We start from the raw sequence: 19,850 nt of genomic DNA on the forward strand, positions 1-19,850 counted from the left end.
ATAACCTGTCGCTTGAATAACGGCATGGTAGTAACAAAAAAGCCAAAACTAATGACATGGTGGCAGATTATTGCTTATGTGTATGTGTAAGCATCTTTTGATTTGTTACGGGAGCTGTGTAGTCTGGCTTAACATAAAGTAGTTACAGTCGCACAGTGGTTATGTTAGCTGCTAAAGCTATGATTGTACTATAGCTGCTGGGGATAATCTTTTTAGCAACAAAAAACAGTCTGGATAGTTTCCAGACTGTATTTTTAACTACTGCTTAGATATTTTTATCCACTTCGTCCAATGTTGCTTTGGCATCACCAAAACACATTCTGACATTTTCTTCATAAAATAATGGATTATCTACACCCGCATAGCCAGATTGCATGGAACGCTTGAAGACAATTACATTTTTGGCTTCCCAGACATGCAATACCGGCATACCGGCAATGGGGCTGTTCGGGTCAGTAACCGCTGCCGGATTAACGGTATCATTGGCACCAATCACCAATACCACGTCGGTATCACTGAAATCATCATTGATTTCGTCCATTTCCAGTACTACATCATATGGTACTTTGGCTTCAGCCAACAGTACATTCATGTGCCCGGGCAGGCGGCCGGCCACTGGATGAATGCCGAAGCGCACATTCACACCCTGCTGGCGCAATTTGGCCGTGATACTAGCCACTGCATTCTGAGCATGTGCCACAGCCATGCCATAGCCCGGGGTAATGATAACACTATGCGCATTTTTCAATGCTTTGGCTACTTGTTCCGGCGTGGTTTCCTGCACTTCACCGGCAGGAGTATTGTCGCCACCAGCAGCTACGGGTGCTGCACCAAAGCCACCGCCAATCACTGCCAGAAACTTGCGGTTCATGGCCTGACACATGATATACGATAGAATGGCACCGGAAGAACCCACCAGTGCACCGGTAACAATCAGTAAATCATTGTCAAGCATAAAACCGGCAGCGGCAGCAGCCCAGCCTGAGTAGGAGTTGAGCATGGAAATTACTACTGGCATATCCGCCCCACCAATTGAGGCTACCAGATGGTAACCAAAGGCTAGTGCAATCAGGGTCATCACAATCAGCGCAAAGCCAGAACCATCCACACCCACAAACCACAGCATCAGCAGGAAAGACAATACCAGGGCAGCCAGATTAAGCAGATGGCGGTGTGGCAGTTGCAGGGGGCTGCTGGCAATTTTGCCATTCAGTTTACCCCACGCCACCAGAGAGCCGCTAAATGTGACCGCACCAATAAATACACCCAGAAAAACTTCAATCAGATGAATGGTGAACATATCCGAATCTACATTGTGCGGATCGATATAGCTATTAAAGCCTACCAACACAGCGGCCAGACCAACAAAGCTGTGCAGCATAGCAATCAGCTCCGGCATCTGGGTCATCTCTACTTTTTTAGCCTGTTGCAGGCCAACTGCACCGCCTATTACCATGGCAATAATCACCCAGCCCAATCCGTGCGCATCTTGGCTGAAAACAGTAGCAATCAGGGCGATGGCCATGCCGGCTATCCCCATATAGCAGCCGCGTCTGGCACTTTCTTGCTGCGACAGCCCGGCCAGACTCAGAATAAACAATACGGCAGCAACGATGTAGGCGGCAGTTACGATACCTTGAGACATCCTGTTTCTCCCTTACTTACGAAACATATTGAGCATACGACGGGTAACAGCAAAGCCGCCGAAGATATTGACACTGACAATGGCCACCGCAATAAAGGCCAGCAACGACACAAAACCGTGTCCCTGCCCGATTTGCAGCAATGCACCCAGTACAATAATGCCGGAAATGGCATTGGTTACCGACATTAACGGCGTATGCAGGGAATGATTCACATTCCATACTACAAAGTAGCCCACGACGCAGGACAGTACAAACACCATAAAGTGGTCGAGAAAGGCCACCGGAGCCACGGCGCCAACCCATAACACCAGCATAACGGCAATAGCCGCCCAAATCATTTTTTTCTTTGCCGTATCCGGCTGTACTGCCGGCGCAGCAGTAGTGGGCGCTACGGCCTTTGGTGCCGCTTTGGGTGCGGCGGACACCTGGATTGGTGGTGGCGGATACATGCTGTTGCCTTCATGGGTCACAGTCATGTTACGGATAATCACGTCTTCAAAGTTCAGCGCTAATTCGCCATCCTTATTAGGCGTGAGTAATTTAGCCAGATTCACCAGATTGGTGCCATATAATTGTGAAGACTGGCCAGCCAGCCGGTTGGCCATATCGGTATAGCCGATTATTTTCACGCCATTGGCTGTGGTAATGATTTTACCGGGCTCGGTATATTCGCAGTTACCGCCAGTTGCAGCAGCCAGATCAACGATTACCGAACCTTCGCGCATACTGTCTACCATGTCGCGGGTAATCAGTTTGGGGGCTGGTTTGCCCGGAATCGCCGCCGTGGTAATAATGATATCAACTTGTCTGGCCTGCTCGGCAAACAGTTTCATTTCTGCTTCAATGTAGGCAGCACTCATGGTTTTGGCGTAGCCGTCACCACTGCTGCTTTCTTCTTCCTGATAGTCCAGATGCAGGAAATTACCGCCCATGGACTCAATCTGATCTGCTACTTCTGGTCGGGTATCAAAAGCATTGACTACGGCACCAAGCTGGCGCGCAGTTCCAATGGCGGCCAGACCAGCCACACCGGCACCGATGACCAGTACTTCAGCCGGTGGTACTTTACCGGCAGCAGTAATCTGACCGGTAAAAAAACGGCCAAAGTTTTCCGCAGCTTCGATAACGGCGCGATAGCCACTGATATTGGCCATCGAAGACAGTGCATCCATCGCCTGCGCGCGCGAAATGCGCGGAACCATATCCATGGCCAGCACGGTGATTTTTTTCGCCTGCAACTGTTCAAGCAGTTCTGGCTGCTGTGCCGGCATAATAAAGCTAACCAGAATCGTACCTTCATTCATGGCCGCAATTTCGTCAGTATTGGGCGCGTTTACCTTAAATATCAGCGGGCACTGCCAGACGGTTGCAGCATCAGCCACGGTTGCACCAGCTTCATGATACAGCCCGTCAGACAGGCTGGCCGCTTTGCCGGCATCATGTTCAATAATAACTTCATGCCCCAATTTAATCAGCTGGGTAACGGTTTTCGGCGTAGCCGCTACTCTGGTTTCACCGGCAAGAGATTCGCGTGGAATACCTATCTTCATTCTTATTCCTTTCCGAGGAAGGTGCCGTAAAAATCAATTTTTTGACAGTAATTGATATGCCATCAGGCCACTGGCAGGCCAGAACAGCAATATTCTATGCTGCTTTTACAACCGCTATAGTATCGAAAACAGGGCGATAAAACCGCAATGATGGCGTTATTGCTGTCTGATTTAAAAAAATTAACAATAACATCAAACTGACGCAGATAAAAGTCAAATATCTGCTTCAGAAAGAATAGACAAGTACGTGATACAAAAAAGCCAGCCATCAGAAGTAATGGCTGGCTTTGGCTGAGTATTAAGTGATGTTATTTAACGTCATTCAAGGGTTTCACAACTTCATCAATCTGCTGGTTCAGACTTTCCAGCCCGTTACCAGACAGATACCATAAGTCTGCACTGAGATAGATTACTTTTGTACCGGCGCGTTGCAATACTTTGTCATCAAAATAGTCATTGCGCATTGGTGTTTTGCCGATGGCTTTGCTGCGGTCAACAACATAGACAATATCTGGCTGGTATTGGTTGATAAACTGGCTATCCACCATTACGGGGGCAGGCCTGCCATTATCACCGATAATAGGTGTGGGCAGCACATCCGCAGCCACAGCACGTTTAATCTTCAGCTCATCAAAAATCAGTGCCGGATAAGTGCCTTGATTCATCAGCATGACATGGCCGTCATTATGCAGCACCACAATGGCTTTCTGGCCTGAATGTTGTGCCAGCTCACGCGCCGCACCCATTTTCAGGTCTAACGCTTTCACTTGCTGTTGCGCCAGTGTTTCCTTACCGGTAATTTTTCCTAACTGGCGGATTTGCTTTTTCACATCCTCATAATAATGCCCATCTGCAGCATTAACTGAATAATTCAAGGTAGGAGCAATGGCACTTAAATCTTTATAGAAAGCATTCTGGCGTCCGCTCATAATAATCAGGTCTGGTTTGAGTGCCTGAATAGCGGCCATATCCGGCTCTTTCATTTGACCTGCATTCTGTACCTGATTGTTCTGATACTGGTGTAGATAACTGGGTATACTCTGCTCTGGCACGGCAACTACCCTGTCACCGACACGAAGTGCATCCAAGGTATCCAGTGCACCAAAATCCATCACCACAATTTTTTGTGGTGCTGCCGGCAGCTTCAATTCTTCACCTGTCTGCGCTACCTTAACCGGTGTTGTACTTTGACAGGCACTCAGCCCCAGAGCTAATGCAGATAACACAGCTATCGCCAGAATTTTCTTCATGACAAATTACCTTTTTGCGTTAAATAATGATAATAATTATTATTTATATTAAGGCAAAAGTCCAGCCTGTCGGTTGTTATTAATGGCTGTAAACTGTAAACAGGTGATTTTCAGCAGAAACTGGCAACCGGCTAAACACGGCGATGCTTTAGTGGGCACCAAATTTCAGACCAATGATACCGATAATAATTAGTGCCAGACTAATCAGGCGCATGGCACCGGCCGGTTCCCTGAAAACAATAATACCTACAATGGTTGCACCCACCGCACCAATTCCGGTCCATACCGCATAGGCTGTCCCTACCGGCAAGGAGCGCATCGACTGTGCCAGTAGCAGAAAACTGCCAATCAAAGCCACCAGAGTAATGATACTGGGCGTCAGTTTAGTGAAATTCTGTGAATATTTGAGACCAATGGCCCAGACTACTTCCAGTAATCCGGCCAGTAATAATGACAGCCAAGCCATGATTGTTCCTGTACAGGCTAATGCAGGCCGTCCTGCATGAGAATTTACCGGCCGAGTCGTCCCAGACCGGATGTATAAGCATGTGAATAACCGCATCATAGTAGGCTGACAAAGCCAGCGTCAAGCACTGAGAAACCATGATGCAGCAGCAGATGGCATCACGGCCATTTGGCATAATCTTAGCAGTTGGTGACACTTTAAGGCTTAAAATACCGCCAGCTGATTATGCAGATTTGTTTTTCTGGATAAATTCAATTTTATAGCCATCGGGGTCTTCCACAAACGCTATTACTGTCGTGCCATGCTGCATGGGTCCGGCTTCACGTGTTACCCGACAGCCCTTAGCGCGCACAGCATCGCAGGCAGCATAAGCATCGTCTACTTCAATAGCGATATGTCCGTATCCACTACCCAGCTCATAGGCATGGGTATCCCAGTTATAGGTTAATTCCAGTACGGTGCTATTGGATTCTTCACCATAGCCGACAAAGGCCAGAGTAAAACGGCCGCCGGGAAAATCTTCGCGTCGCAGCAGTTTCATGCCTAACACATCCTGATAAAACGCCAGTGATTTATCCAGATCACCTACACGAAGCATAGTATGCAACATTCTCATGATTTGTTCCTTTATTCTGTTTTTGTTTGCGCCAGATTACCCAGCAGCATGGCATCGCCATAACTGAAAAAACGGTATTGTGCTGCTATGGCGTGCTGGTAAATGGCACGGATTTCATCATAACCGCTAAAAGCACTCACCAGCATCAGTAACGTTGATTTGGGCAGGTGAAAGTTGGTAATCATGCGGTCGATAACCTTAAACTGATAACCGGGGGTAATAAATATATTGGTATCTCCCTGCCCGGCCTGCAATTTTCCACTGCGCGCGGCAGATTCCAGTGCGCGTACTGCGGTGGTACCCACTGCCCAGACTTTATTACCACGGGCATGCGCAGCTTCTATTTCTGCCACTACCGTTTCACTCACGTCATACCATTCACTGTGCATATGATGCTCGGCGATATTCTCTACCCGCACCGGCTGAAAAGTACCAGCACCGACATGTAAGGTTACTTCGGCCAGATGCACGCCTTTGTCACGCAATTGTTGCAAAAGGGTATCAGTAAAATGCAAACCGGCAGTCGGTGCAGCCACTGCACCTTCATGTTTGGCATATACTGTCTGGTAACGTTCATCGTCGTCATTATCGGCCGAACGGGTAATGTATGGCGGTAAAGGCAGATGCCCGTGAGCGGCCAGCAACTCCCATACTGTCTGGCTGCCAGCAAAGTGCAGCACAAACAGCTCACCCTGACGTGCCTGCATATGTGCATGCAGGCCACCTTCAAAAATCAGTTCCGTACCCGGTTTGGGTGATTTGGATGAACGCACATGTGCCAGCGCGGTATGCGCGTCCAGCACGCGCTCAATCAACGCCTCAATCTGCCCACCACTGGCCTTGTGGCCAAACAGGCGGGCTTTCATTACACGGGTATTGTTAAATACCAATACGTCACCGGCTGCAATATGGTCAGCCAGCCGGGTAAATTCGCTGTCTGCCGGCTGTTGTCCGGGCAGAGCAACCAGTAAACGGCTGCTACCACGCTCGGCTGGCGGATGCTGCGCAATCAGTTCTGGCGGCAAATCAAAGTCAAAATCATTAATATGCATGTACTAGTGCCTGAAAACGGCAAAAGACGTATTATATGCCTGCTGCGGTAAGCTGCGAAGCAGTAGCATGCGATAGCATACTGGCCAGAGGCCAATTAGCCGGTTTCCCGGAAATCAATGTTATCTTAAGTATTTTTATCATTAATTCTGTTTTCAATATTGAAATTTAATTTCAAATCATACCTTTATCCTATCTTAATCAGCACCATAACAAACCACCAAACATTAATTATTTTTAAATAATCATCACAAAAAACGATAAGTGTTTAAAGTAACACTATGGTTTAATTCTGTTATTCATCCATTTAATACCGCTAGTAAGTATGCAACTATGGAAAGACGAAATTTAAACTAACCCAATAAGCTACCTGAACAGTAAACAAAAAACCAAAATATTATATTTAATCATTGTTTTATGTATTAGCTCTCTACTTTAAAATTGCTTATATATTATTTCATGAAGCTTGGTTATGATGAAATTACAAACATTATCTGGGGTGAAGGCAGAAAAAGCCTGGCAAGTTATCAAACTGTTACATGTTCATGCTCTAAAGGTTTGATGTACTTTAATAATGATAAAAGCATTAATTATTAATAATGGATATTTTTATTTTCACAATAATCCTGTTGGTAAAGTTATACCAAAAGACAAACCTGATTATATCTGAGACGGAAAAATTCTAACTGAGGATGAGTTAGTAGTTAAGAATATTGAAGAAGGTCTTGTTTATTACTATGACTAAATCATAATGAATGAATTACCATTTGATAAAAGAAGATCCGATTATTGTGCCTTTAACAGCTTGCCTGACATTTATATTTCTACTCTCTCAATTCCTGTCATCATTCAGACAAAAATTTAAGTAGTGTGCACGCAAAATAAGGCTGCCAGGCTATAAGCCGCACAGCAGGATATCATTTATACAGTGAAATAAATACGAAAACACTGGACATCTGCGCGCATTTTCGGCAAAAATGACGCAATTTTGCTAAAACCAATAAATCTATGAGTGCCTCTATTCTGGTTTTAAACGGCCCCAATCTTAATCTTTTGGGTGTGCGTGAACCGCATATATATGGTCATGCCACACTGGCAGACATCAACCAGAAACTGCGGATACAGGCACAGGCAGCCGGTATGACACTGGAAACACTGCAAAGTAATGCTGAACATGTTCTGATCGAACGCATTCAGGCCGCTTTAACTGATGATACCCAGTTTATTATCATTAATCCGGGCGCGTTTACACATACCAGTGTGGCCATCCGTGATGCTTTTGCTGCTGCCGGCAAACCATTTATTGAGGTACACATTTCCAATGTACATGCCCGCGAAGCTTTCCGGCGCCATTCCTATCTGTCCGATATTGCCATGGGCGTAATCTGTGGTCTGGGCGTATATGGTTACGAAGCGGCATTACATCGGGCAATTGAATACATTCAAGAGACCAGCCGCCAACACTAATACCTATTGCGGCCAAGTCGAAACACACAAGGGTTCATAATATGGATTTACGTAAACTGAAAAAACTCATTGATTTGGTAGAAGAATCCGGCATTGCCGAGATCGAGGTTACCGAAGGTGAGGAAAAGGTACGCATTACCCGTACTACTGCGGCAACCCAGCCAGTATATGCAGCACCGATGCAACAACAGCCTGCTATGATGGCAGCTCCTGCGGCGGCAGCCACAGAAACAACAGCAACTGCGTCTGCACCGGAAGCTGCCGCCCCCGATCTGAGCAAGGCGGTAAAATCACCGATGGTGGGCACTTTTTACCGGGCAGCCAGCCCCAATTCCGCACCGTTTGTTGAAGTGGGCCAGACGGTTAATGCTGGTGATACCCTGTGTATCATTGAAGCCATGAAACTGATGAATGAAATCGAAGCTGATCACAGTGGCGTGGTGAAAGAAATTCTTATAGCTAATGGACAGCCTGTTGAATTCGGTGAACCGCTGTTTATTATTGAGTAATTCTCAATATCAGTAATATTTCCCGTTTCTTACAAGGTATTGCCTTATGTTAAAAAAAGTTCTTATTGCCAATCGTGGCGAAATTGCGCTGCGCATTCTGCGCGCCTGCCACGAGCTAGGTATTGCAACTGTAGCTGTGCATTCGGAAGCCGACAGTGATGCCTTACATGTGAAGCTGGCAGATGAATCTGTGTGCATTGGCCCGGCCAGCTCTGCCCAGAGTTATCTGAATATTCCTGCCCTGATTTCTGCAGCTGAAGTTACCGATGCGGATGCTATTCATCCCGGCTATGGTTTTCTGGCTGAAAATGATGGTTTTGCCGAACAGGTGGAACAGTCCGGTTTTGTATTTATCGGCCCACGTCCAGAAACCATCCGCCATATGGGAGACAAGGTTTCTGCCAAAAAGGCCATGCAGGCTGCCGGTGTGCCGTGTGTGCCCGGTTCAGACGGTGCTTTGCCGGAAGACCCACATGAAATTGAAAAAATCGGTGCGCAAGTTGGCTATCCGGTGATTATTAAAGCTTCCGGTGGTGGTGGCGGTCGCGGTATGCGTGTGGTGGAAAAAGCTGAAGACCTGCTGGCTGCGGTAGAAATGACCCGCACCGAAGCTGGCGCAGCTTTTGGCAATCCAGCCGTGTATATGGAACGCTATCTGCAAAAACCGCGCCATATTGAAATCCAGATATTGTGTGATGAGCATGGCAATGCCATCTATCTGGGTGAACGTGACTGCTCTATGCAGCGGCGCCATCAGAAAGTAATTGAGGAAGCACCAGCGCCGTTTATCACACCAGAAGAACGGGAACGTATCGGTACTGCCTGTGTGGCTGCCTGTAAGCGCATCGGCTACCGTGGTGCAGGTACTTTTGAATTCCTGTATGAAGACGGCGAATTTTTCTTCATTGAAATGAATACCCGTGTCCAGGTAGAGCATGCCATTACTGAGCTGATTACCGGTGTGGATATTGTGCAGGAACAAATCCGTGTTGCCTCCGGCCTGCCGTTATCCTATACCCAAGCTGATATCCGCTTGCAGGGACATGCTTTTGAGTGCCGGATTAATGCCGAAGATCCGTACACCTTTGTCCCCAGCCCCGGCCTGATTACCAGTTGCCACCAGCCCGGTGGCAATGGCGTGCGCATCGACAGCCATATTTATCAGGGCTATACCGTGCCGCCTTACTACGACAGTATGATTGGTAAAGTCTGTACTCTCGGCCGTAACCGCGAAGAAGCCATCGCCAAAATGCGTGTAGCCCTGCGGGAACTGGCCATTACAGGCATAAAAACCAATACCAACCTGCATCGCGACATTTTTGCTGATCCGGGCTTTATTCAGGGTGGTGAAAGTATTCACTATCTTGAGCAATGGTTACAAAAACACAAAGAAGCACAAAAATAATTTACAATACGCGTACATTGCGCTTTTGTTTACAGGCAGCCGCAGTGGCTGCCTGAAGTTTTATAAAACATCCACATACGGTAAAAAAGCCATGCACTACCAACAAGTTGTCATCACAGTTACACAAGACCAGGTTGATAAGCTCTCCGATGCACTGATTGAAAACGGCGCATTGAGTACTGCTATTGAAGACGCCAATGCCGGTAATGATAATGAGCAGCCAATTTTTGGTGAACCAGATATGCCCACTGAGCAGGTATGGCTGCAAAGCAATATTGTGGCACTATTTGATGAAAATGCCGATATTGAAGCCATCGTGTCTGCTGCTGCACGGGATTGCGCCATTGACATGCCGCATTACTATTTGGAAACCATTCCTGAGCAGGACTGGGTACGACTGACGCAATCACAGTTCGACCCGATTCAGATTTCTTCCCGCTTATGGATAACGCCCTCGTGGCATAATCAGCCAACTGAGCCGGGTGTGATTAATCTGCAACTGGATCCCGGACTCGCATTTGGTACGGGTAGCCACCCCACTACCCACTTGTGTCTGCAATGGCTGGATAAACATGTGCGTGGCGGTGAAACTCTGCTTGACTACGGCTGTGGTTCAGGCATTCTGGCAATCGCAGCACTAAAACTGGGAGTTGGCCGTGCATGTGGTGTAGACATCGATCCACAAGCTATACGCGCCAGTCAGGACAATGCGCTACAGAATCAGGTAAATGCCGATTTTTTCCTGCCAGACGACCTGCCTGCCGAACAGCAGTTCGATATTGTTATCGCCAATATTCTGGCCAATCCGCTGCGTCTGCTAGCGCAAATGCTGGCTGAACGTACGCGCACTGGTGGCGAAATTGTTCTATCAGGTATTCTGGCTGAACAGACGGAAGAGCTAAGTGAAATTTATCGCCAGTGGTTTGATTTGAATCCACCCATAACACTGGATGGCTGGGTATGCATTAGTGGTCGTAAAAGAGCATAATCACCCGGCACTGCCATTTGTCTAATAGCACTGATACGACACGCGAATGCAATTTAACGGCTATCCGCTTTTGACAGTACTGAATTTCCTCCTTTTTTAACTATTTTGGTTTACTGAAATAATCATGTCTAAAACAATTACTGTTATTTGTCCCAAATGCCATGCAGAAAACACCGTAATGACACCGCCACGCGATGGAGGACGTGTTGTGTGTCGTGAGTGTCAGTACAAATTTACTGTTGTATCCAAAATCCGGAACAGTAAAAATGTTACCCCGCAGCCTGCGCCCAGCAAAAACGACAATTCTGCTTCCGGCCAGCAGGTATTGAGTGCCGAAGAAGTCATGGATATGCTGAGCAGCGCACTGAATCAGCCCCCCCCAAAAAAACGCGCGCAAACACAAATCTATACCAGTGCACCTACGCCCAAAAATACCGCAGTCATCGATAAGCGGCCGAACCTGAATACACTGTTAAATCAGGTGGCCAATAAAGTTGAAATCCGCCAGCCGGCAGTAGCCGAACCGGAACCAGAACATTTATCTACGCCGCAGCCGCAATTGGCCAGCAGTGAATTGCTGCGTAATCCTGCTCTTGCACAGGCTCCGGCAAAAGAAATACCGGCCACTACCAATACACCGGTACCTGTGCCGGAGGAAAACACCACCAATATATCCATGAACAGTAATGTGAATAACCTGAATAATCTTGTTTTTACCTTACTGCCTAATGACAACCCAAATCAGGCAGATGTACCATTGCTGCTCAATGATGCGATCGAAAAAACCGATGCCATCCATGCCAAAACAGAATTCCTGCACCACCAGCAGGACAAATTATCCAAAGAATTTAACTGGACACTGGCCACAATTGTTGCATTAACGGTACTGATGATGCAGTTATTTTATTTAATGGCAGTAAAATGAACACCCGTGCAGGTAATCAAGAATTTTTTCACAATAACCGCTTTATTCACGATTTTCGGCAGGCTTCTCCTTATATTCATCATTTTAATGGTAAGACTCTGGTACTGGCCATCAGCAGCCATGTTCTGGTAAGTGACAAACTGGCTGCACTGGCTGCCGATATACTGTTACTCACCAGTCTTGGCATGCGGCTGGTCATCATTCACGGTTGCAGCCAATATATTCAGGCCATAGCCGGTCGCAGCACTGCCATCAGTATTGATGAAAATCCTATTACCGATGAGGCTGCTCTTGAGCTGGTCAAACAGGCTAGTGGCATAGCTCGCTTCAATCTGGAAGCAGCACTGTCCATGATACCGACACAGATAATGGAACACAGTACACCCAATATACGCATTGCTGGTGGCAATTTTCTGCGTGCCAAACCACTAGGCGTAATTAATGGTATTGATATGTGCTACAGCGGCTGTGTACGCAAAGTGGATGCGACCGCCATTGAAGAGCGTCTGGCACACAATCAACTGGTATTAATCAGCCCAATTGGTCACTCACTTAGTGGTCAGTGTTATCGTTTACAGGTAAATGAAGTTGCTCAGGCTGTATCCGAAGCCATTAGTGCGGAAAAACTGATTTTTCTCGGTACCCAGCAAGGTTTGCTGGATGAACAGCAGCAAACCATCAGTAAACTGAACTGTATTGAAATCCGTCAGCTTCTGGCCAGAAACATCACCGATAAACGCCAGACTGAGCTATTACAGACTGCGGCACACGTACTCGAACATGGCGTACAACGCGTGCATGTTCTTTCCGGCCTGCAGGACGGCAGCCTGCTACAGGAATTATTTACCCGCGAAGGCAGTGGCACCGCCATGGCCAAAGCGCCGTTCATGCGTATCCGCCCGGCTGAAAACAAAGACATCGGCGAAATTCTGCAACTGATTGCCCCATTGGAAGCTACCGGTGTTCTACTGCCGCGCGACAGTGAGTACATGGAAAACCATATCCATGAATTTTCCGTGCTGGAACAGGATTGCTACGTTTATGGCTGCGTAGCTCTGCATGTTTATCCCGAGGAAAATGCTGGTGAGCTGGCCTGCCTGATTGTTTCCCCGGATGCGCGTGCGCGCGGCTACGGCGAGCTGCTGCTGGCACATGTCATCAAACAGGCACAAGAGTTACAGCTACAGGCACTGTTTGCCCTGAGCACCCATACCGGCGACTGGTTTGTCGAACGTGGCTTCAGCAGTGCCACACTGGCACAATTACCGGCAGAGCGGCAGCAACAGTACACCAGCAATAAACGCCGTTCGAAAATATTTCGCCGCCAACTTTGAACGCGGCCAGCAAAAATCTTTTACAATCTACCCTTTTCTCTGATTGCCACTAAGGAAGACACATGAGTCATACAGTGCATTGCGTCAAACTGGGCAAAGAAGCACCCGGCTTGAAATTTCCGCCATTTCCCAATGAACTGGGTAAACGCATTTACGATAATGTATCACAAGAAGCATGGGACGGCTGGTTACGATATCAGACCATGATTATTAATGAAAACCGCCTCAGTTTGGCCGACCCACGTGCCCGTCAGTACATTACCCAACAAATGGAAAATTACTTCTTCGGCGATGGTGCCGACCACATTAACGGCTATACTCCGCCACAGGAATAAAATCTAATGGCTGTTCGACTGTATGCAGATGAACAGCTTTTTTTATTTGTCCAATACCTTGTTACAGCTTTTATGGTTATACAGCTCATTAAAAGTGATTTATTTCGTTACAGCGGCCGTACTGACTGGCGCACACTCATACGCCATTACTTTTGTAACCGGGGCTTTCGCTTTACCTGCTGGCTAAGACTGGCTGCTGCACCGGGAGTCTGGCGCAAACTGGCCTACCCGATGTATGTATGGCAGAAACGCCGCAGTGGAATCATCATCAGCCCGCGCACGCCTATTGGCTACGGGCTGTATATCGGCCATGGCGGGCCGCTGATTATTAATAGCAGTGCCCGGCTGGGTAACAATGTCAACCTCTCACCCTATACAGTAATTGGTGCCAATAAGGGGCCAGCGGCCATCATTGGTGACAATGTCTATATCGGTCCTAATTGTAACCTGATTGAAAATGTCAGTATTGGTGACAATGCTACCATTGGCGCTGGCAGTGTGGTCACTAAAAATATCCCGGCAAATGCAACTGCTGCGGGTAATTACGCCAAGGTGTTAAATTTTCAGAATCCTGGTCAGTTTATTCACAATCGCTGGCCACCAATAAATCAACATGACTCTTGACCTATTTGTAAAACAGTGCCAATGTTAATAGATTAACATCAAGCTGACACATCCTTACCCATAATGATAGTAACAGGTATGCTCCATGTCCAAAATTCAGCCACACTTACTTTGCCGTGAACTTAGCCTACTGGCATTCAATCGTCGTGTACTGGCACAAGTACAGGATACACAGGTACCCCTGCTTGAGCGTTTACGTTTTTTATGCATTGTTTCTTCCAATCTGGATGAATTTTTTGAAGTTCGGATGGCATGGCTGCGCCGTACCCGTGAGCTCTCGCCCCATATTCCGCTGGCCAATGGCGAACTGCCGGATACTGTCATCACCAACGTCACCAAACAGGCACATGCCATCATTGCCGAGCAATACCGCCTGTTTAACGACGAGCTGATTCCGGCCTTGCGCAGTGAAAGCATATCGTTTTATCCGCGCAGTGCATGGAGTGAGGCGCAGCGCCAGTGGGTGGCTGACTATTTCCAGCATGAACTGTTACCCATTCTTACACCTATCGGACTGGATCCATCTCATCCCTTTCCACGTTTACTCAATAAATCGCTGAATTTTGCCGTAGAGCTGGAAGGTAAAGATGCTTTCGGCCGGACTGGAGGCATGGCAATTGTTCAGGCGCCGCGTATTCTGCCACGGGTATTAAAAATACCCAAAGAACTATGTAATGGACACGATGGTTTTGTTTTTCTGTCTTCAATCCTGCATGCCCATGTACATACTCTGTTCACAGGTATGAGTGTCAAAGGCTGCTACCAGTTCCGCATTACCCGCGACAGTGATTTAAGCGTTGACGAAGAGGATTTAGAAAACCTGCGCACCGCCATTGCCGGTGAATTACAGGGACGTCAGTATGGGGATGGTGTACGTTTGGAAGTAGCAGACAACTGTCCGGCACATGTTTACGATTTCCTGCTCAGCCATTTTCATCTGGGACGCGATGAACTGTATCGGGTGAATGGTCCGGTCAATCTGGTACGCCTGATGGCCGTACCGGATATGGTTGAACGCAATGATTTAAAATTCCCGCCATTTATTCCCGGTACGCCGGCCATACTGAATAAAAATCGCGACCTGTTCAGTATTATCAGCCAGCGCGATATTCTGCTCTACCACCCCTATCAGTCTTTTGAACCAACAGTGCGCCTGATTCAGGAGGCGGCAGATGACCCTCAGGTTATTGCCATTAAAATGACTATCTACCGTACCGGTAGTAATTCTGATCTGGTGAAAGCGCTGATGAAAGCGGCACTGGCCGGTAAACAGGTTACAGTAGTGGTTGAACTGATGGCACGTTTTGACGAAGAAACCAATCTGAACTGGGCCAGCCAGCTAGAAACCGCTGGCGCCCATGTAGTGTATGGTGTATTCGGCTACAAAGTTCATGCCAAAATGGCGTTGATTGTGCGCCGCGAAGACGGCAAACTGAAACGTTATGCTCATGTGAGCACTGGCAACTACCATCAAGGTACCAGCCGCATCTATACCGATTTAGGATTCATGACCTGCAACCCCGACATCAGTGTTGATGTCAACACAGTGTTTATGGAAATTACCGGGCTGGGACAACCTAATCATCTGAATAAAATAGCCCAGAGTCCGTTTACACTGCACAAAATGCTGCTCGACAGTATTAATGGTGAAATCGAACAGGCAAAAGCCGGAAAAACAGCGCGTATTATTGCCAAAATGAACGCTCTGGTTGAACCTACTATAGTGGATGCCTTGTATGCAGCCAGTCAGGCTGGCGTACAGATAGAACTAATCGTGCGTGGTATGTGCGTGTTGCGCCCAGGCGTTAAAGGACTATCGGAAAATATTCGGGTTCGTTCCATTGTCGGCCGTCTGCTGGAACATGCACGAGTATTTTATTTTGAAAATGGCGGCGACACTAAAGTATGGATATCCAGTGCCGACTGGATGGGGCGCAATCTGTTCCGCCGTGTAGAAATTTGCACACCAATTGAAACACCTGAGCTAAAACAACGTATAATCAAGGAAACGCTGATGCTCGCTTTGGCTGATAATCAGTGTGCATGGGTGATGCAGCCTGATGGCCGGTATCAGCGAGTTAAAGCAGCAGACAATGAGTCTGTATCTAATATGCAGAATATGCTGATTGAACGTTATCGCCAACAATAATGCGGTTATCAGCCATCAATCTGGCCAGTCAGAATGCTGAAGTAAATTTACAGTAAGCAGTTTAGCCAGTGCCATGGCAAAAAAAGCAAGGTAATCCATCCGGATACCTTGCTTTTCGTTTATTTAACGCCCAAAATTACTGGTGGCCAGTACTGCCAAAGCCACCTTCTCCGCGGCTGCTTTGCGCAAATTCATCCACAACGGTAAAAGCCGCCTGCATCACTGGCACAATAATCATCTGCGCAATCCGTGCCAATGGTTCAATTACATATGCTTCCTGACTGCGATTCCACAGCGATACTTTTAATTCACCCTGATAATCAGAGTCAATCAGTCCCACCAGATTACCCAGCACAATACCGTGCTTATGCCCCAAACCGGAGCGCGGCAAGATTAAGGCTGCATAGCCCGGATCGGCCAGATATACGGCCAGCCCGGTTGGCAACAGAAAGCTTTCTCCCGGCTGTAAAGTAACCGGTGCTTCAATACAGGCACGTAAATCCAGACCAGCCGAACCAATAGTTGCATATTGTGGTAACTGTTCCGCCATTAACGGATGCAATACCTTAATTTGTACAGATAACTCAGAAGCACTCATAAACCAACCAGTCTTTATATAATTTATAGTTAACAAATATCGGGGCAGCAAGCTCCCCGATACATAAATACAGTCTTACTTACTGCTGCGCCAGCAGTTGCGCCAGCCGGGCAACAATTGCAGTAGCTGTATCATCTTTACTCATTTGCGGCAAGGCAGTTTCCTGCTCGTCATCAAGCAGTATCACCTGATTAGTGGATTTACCCATTGCCTGACTCACCTCATTGGCCACCAATAACGGCACGCCTTTTTTCAGCCGTTTGGCACGTGCATGCTCCAGCACATGCTCACTTTCAGCGGCAAAACCCACACAGAACGGCGCATCAGCCTGGGCAGCCACAATAGCCAGAATATCAGCATTCTCAGCAAGCTCTATCACCGGTATGGATTGACCGGCCTGTTTTTTCAGTTTCTGTTCACTGCGGTTTCTAACCTTATAATCAGCCACCGCAGCTACCGATATAAATACATCCTGCTCAGGCAATAAGCGTTGCACCGCCGCCAGCATCGCATCCGCACTGACAGCCTGTTCAGTATAAGCCAGCCCGGCGGCCAGTGCCGTCTGTACCTGCCCATACACCAGAGACACATCAGCTCCGGCAGCGCGACAGGCACGCGCCAGCGCCATCCCCATCTGCCCGCTGGAAATATTGGTAATACCGCGTACCGGATCAATGGCTTCAAAAGTGGCTCCGGTAGTCATTAAAACCCTTTTGCCCGCCAGTACAGGTGGTGTCCAGACATCAACCAGCAAATCAGCCAGCTCTGCCGCTTCCAGCATACGCCCGCTGCCGACTTCACCGCAGGCCTGTTCGCCAACAGCCGGCCCCAGTATTTTTATCTGATCCTGCTGTAATAAGGCCAGATTGCGCTGATTAGCCGGATTATTCCACATCTGCACATTCATCGCTGGTGCAACAGCAAGCGGGCAGCTACGGGCAGCTACCAGTGTGGTCAGCAGATTATCTGCCATGCCTTGAGCTATTTTTGCCAGCGTATTGGCAGAAGCCGGCGCAATCAGCATCACATCTGCCTGACGGCTTAAATTGATATGTGCCATGCCATTACCACCAGATCCATCGTGTGTATCCAGCAACACTGGTTCACCACTTAGAGCCTGAAAAGTAGTTGGGCTGATAAAATCAGTAGCTGCCTGAGTCATTACCACATTTACCTGATGCCCTGCCTTTTTCAGCAGCCGCACCAGCTCACAGCTTTTATATGCAGCAATACCACCACAAATACCCAGCAATACCTTTTTTTTCATTACCTATACCACCTATAGCCAAAATCAGCTTACAGCAACAATCACATCAAATTCACATTACCAATTCAGTAAAATGAAGAAAACTTTTTGATTAAATGGAAAATTTTTTGCATAATCCATTTATATTGGTAAATAGACATCCATGCATATAAGTAATATGGTTCAGTTATCAGACAAAGCCAGACCTGAACGAATATAACAGACAATTATTACATGATACACTAGGCATTACTTAGTTCGCCAGACAGGCCATACTTTAAAACCCGTACCTTAGCGTGATCCTAACAAAAATTAATTCAAGTTAGAAAGCAGTACTAAATACCTGTTTACATGCAAAGTTATACACAAAGTGGAGAATTTAAATGTATTAACAGTTAAATTTCATTGCCCCACGCAAAATGCTTGCATACAATGCCCCCCCTAAAGCAGGAGCAGAATCGTTTTTGCACCGTTCTTTACACATTACAGTAAACATCCATATGCCGAGCATTGGCTGGAACGATTTTTCTGGAGTAACCTTTATCATGAGCGAAAACGCAACCACCAAGCTAGGTGCCGATCCCGCACATTACTTACAGATTAAAGACATCGTCAAAACCTATGGCGACAACTACGCCGTTGACCATGTCAATCTCACTATTAAAAAAAATGAAATTTTCGCCTTGCTTGGCAGCTCCGGTAGCGGTAAATCAACCCTGTTACGCATGCTGGCCGGTATGGAAACACCGACTCAGGGGCAAATTATCCTCGATGGTGAAGACATCACCAAACTGCAACCCTACGACCGTCCCATCAATATGATGTTTCAGAGTTATGCCCTGTTTCCTCATATGAGTGTCGAACAGAATATTGCTTTCGGCCTGAAACAGGACAAACTTCCTAAAGGCGAAATCAGCGCTCGTGTCGAAGAAATGCTGCGTCTGGTACAAATGGCCAAATACGCCAAGCGTAAACCACATCAGCTTTCCGGCGGGCAGCAGCAGCGTGTTGCACTGGCGCGCAGTCTGGCCAAACGGCCGAAACTGCTGCTACTGGACGAACCACTGGGTGCACTAGATAAAAAACTGCGGCAACAAACCCAGCTCGAACTGGTTAATACACTAGAAAAAGTAGGTGCCACCTGCATCATGGTTACTCATGATCAGGAAGAAGCCATGACCATGGCCTCGCGCATAGCTATCATGTCTGACGGACAGTTGCAACAGGTAGGTACGCCTTCTGACATTTACGATTATCCTAACAGCCGCTTTACCGCTGAATTTATGGGTGAAACCAATATTCTGGCCGGTAAAGTTACAGAAGATGGTTCCGATCACACCATTATTCAGTGTCCTGACCTGCAACAGATGGTTTATCTTGGTCATGGCATCAGCGGACCGGAAGACCAGAACATCTGGCTGTCCATTCGTCCGGAAGACATCAATATCTATCGCGAACAGCCACAGCAGGAATACAACTGGTCAGCAGGCATCGTCAAAGAAATTGCCTATCTGGGCAGCTTTGGTATTTTTCATATCCAGCTCCCTTCCGGCAAAATCATCAAAAGCCAGGTTTTATCCTCATATTGGGAACAATCCAACATTCCCATGCCCACCTGGGAAGAAAAAGTTTACATTAGCTGGCCAGACAATCAGGCCAGCCCCTTGACTCATTAACAGCCGTGGGAGCTTA

At 47.3% G+C, this 19,850-nt stretch carries 18 protein-coding genes; 10 read left to right on the forward strand and 8 right to left on the reverse strand.

From position 1 onward, the window contains the following. Positions 1-265: 265 nt before the first annotated feature. From pntB to queA, 6 genes are all read right to left on the reverse strand, one after another. On the reverse strand, positions 266-1,645 hold the full coding sequence (pntB, locus tag BGI33_RS00205) for a Re/Si-specific NAD(P)(+) transhydrogenase subunit beta (RefSeq protein ID WP_100089377.1): 1,380 nt from the start codon (positions 1,643-1,645) through the stop codon (positions 266-268). Between the two features lie 12 nt (positions 1,646-1,657). Continuing rightward, positions 1,658-3,196, reverse strand: a complete 1,539-nt coding sequence (locus BGI33_RS00210) for a Re/Si-specific NAD(P)(+) transhydrogenase subunit alpha (RefSeq protein WP_100089378.1) — start codon at positions 3,194-3,196, stop codon at positions 1,658-1,660. A 308-nt stretch (positions 3,197-3,504) separates the two neighbouring features. Then, positions 3,505-4,446: a siderophore ABC transporter substrate-binding protein gene (locus BGI33_RS00220; RefSeq protein ID WP_100089380.1), complete on the reverse strand. Its 942-nt coding sequence runs from the start codon at positions 4,444-4,446 to the stop codon at positions 3,505-3,507. A gap of 148 nt (positions 4,447-4,594) precedes the next feature. After that, the gene (gene sugE, locus BGI33_RS00225) at positions 4,595-4,912 is read right to left on the reverse strand and encodes a quaternary ammonium compound efflux SMR transporter SugE (RefSeq protein WP_100089381.1); all 318 of its coding nucleotides are present in this window, start codon (positions 4,910-4,912) and stop codon (positions 4,595-4,597) included. Between the two features lie 223 nt (positions 4,913-5,135). Then, positions 5,136-5,528, reverse strand: coding sequence for a lactoylglutathione lyase (gene gloA, locus BGI33_RS00230; RefSeq protein ID WP_100089382.1), 393 nt, complete (start codon positions 5,526-5,528; stop codon positions 5,136-5,138). 11 nt (positions 5,529-5,539) lie between these two features. Continuing rightward, positions 5,540-6,580, reverse strand: a complete 1,041-nt coding sequence (gene queA / locus BGI33_RS00235) for a tRNA preQ1(34) S-adenosylmethionine ribosyltransferase-isomerase QueA (protein ID WP_100089383.1) — start codon at positions 6,578-6,580, stop codon at positions 5,540-5,542. Positions 6,581-7,586: 1,006 nt separating this feature from the next. On the opposite strand from queA, the gene aroQ reads away from it, so the two are divergent. The 9 genes from aroQ (at position 7,587) to ppk1 (ending at position 16,314) form a co-directional block, all read left to right on the forward strand. Continuing rightward, entirely contained in the window at positions 7,587-8,045 is a 459-nt protein-coding gene (aroQ, locus tag BGI33_RS00240; RefSeq protein WP_100089384.1) for a type II 3-dehydroquinate dehydratase, read from the forward strand. A 41-nt stretch (positions 8,046-8,086) separates the two neighbouring features. Next, a complete protein-coding gene (gene accB, locus BGI33_RS00245; protein WP_100089385.1) occupies positions 8,087-8,554 on the forward strand; it encodes an acetyl-CoA carboxylase biotin carboxyl carrier protein in 468 nt (155 codons plus the stop codon). Positions 8,555-8,600: 46 nt separating this feature from the next. Further along, the gene (accC, locus tag BGI33_RS00250) at positions 8,601-9,959 is read left to right on the forward strand and encodes an acetyl-CoA carboxylase biotin carboxylase subunit (RefSeq protein ID WP_100089386.1); all 1,359 of its coding nucleotides are present in this window, start codon (positions 8,601-8,603) and stop codon (positions 9,957-9,959) included. A gap of 91 nt (positions 9,960-10,050) precedes the next feature. After that, on the forward strand, positions 10,051-10,947 hold the full coding sequence (gene prmA / locus BGI33_RS00255; RefSeq protein WP_100089463.1) for a 50S ribosomal protein L11 methyltransferase: 897 nt from the start codon (positions 10,051-10,053) through the stop codon (positions 10,945-10,947). A 124-nt stretch (positions 10,948-11,071) separates the two neighbouring features. Then, positions 11,072-11,872, forward strand: coding sequence for a hypothetical protein (locus tag BGI33_RS00260; RefSeq protein ID WP_143557246.1), 801 nt, complete (start codon positions 11,072-11,074; stop codon positions 11,870-11,872). Next, positions 11,869-13,206: an amino-acid N-acetyltransferase gene (argA, locus tag BGI33_RS00265; RefSeq protein ID WP_100089388.1), complete on the forward strand. Its 1,338-nt coding sequence runs from the start codon at positions 11,869-11,871 to the stop codon at positions 13,204-13,206. The genes BGI33_RS00260 and argA overlap by 4 nt, the downstream gene beginning before the upstream one ends. Positions 13,207-13,268: 62 nt before the next feature. Next, positions 13,269-13,541, forward strand: coding sequence for an oxidative damage protection protein (locus BGI33_RS00270; RefSeq protein WP_100089389.1), 273 nt, complete (start codon positions 13,269-13,271; stop codon positions 13,539-13,541). Between the two features lie 72 nt (positions 13,542-13,613). Beyond that, entirely contained in the window at positions 13,614-14,165 is a 552-nt protein-coding gene (locus BGI33_RS00275) for a serine acetyltransferase (RefSeq protein WP_100089464.1), read from the forward strand. Between the two features lie 85 nt (positions 14,166-14,250). After that, positions 14,251-16,314, forward strand: coding sequence for a polyphosphate kinase 1 (gene ppk1, locus BGI33_RS00280; protein WP_100089390.1), 2,064 nt, complete (start codon positions 14,251-14,253; stop codon positions 16,312-16,314). A gap of 136 nt (positions 16,315-16,450) precedes the next feature. On the opposite strand, the gene dut is transcribed toward ppk1, so the two are convergent. Both dut and coaBC read right to left on the reverse strand, forming a co-directional pair. Then, positions 16,451-16,912 (reverse strand): dUTP diphosphatase, encoded by a 462-nt coding sequence (gene dut, locus BGI33_RS00285; RefSeq protein WP_100089391.1) that lies wholly within the window; start codon positions 16,910-16,912, stop codon positions 16,451-16,453. Between the two features lie 79 nt (positions 16,913-16,991). After that, on the reverse strand, positions 16,992-18,179 hold the full coding sequence (gene coaBC, locus BGI33_RS00290; protein WP_100089392.1) for a bifunctional phosphopantothenoylcysteine decarboxylase/phosphopantothenate--cysteine ligase CoaBC: 1,188 nt from the start codon (positions 18,177-18,179) through the stop codon (positions 16,992-16,994). Between the two features lie 524 nt (positions 18,180-18,703). Here coaBC and BGI33_RS00295 point away from each other — a divergent pair. Then, the gene (locus tag BGI33_RS00295) at positions 18,704-19,834 is read left to right on the forward strand and encodes an ABC transporter ATP-binding protein (RefSeq protein WP_180297080.1); all 1,131 of its coding nucleotides are present in this window, start codon (positions 18,704-18,706) and stop codon (positions 19,832-19,834) included. Positions 19,835-19,850 lie beyond the last annotated feature (16 nt).

This window comes from Snodgrassella alvi, from assembly GCF_002777425.1.
Taxonomy (GTDB): Bacteria; Pseudomonadota; Gammaproteobacteria; order Burkholderiales; family Neisseriaceae; genus Snodgrassella; species Snodgrassella alvi_B.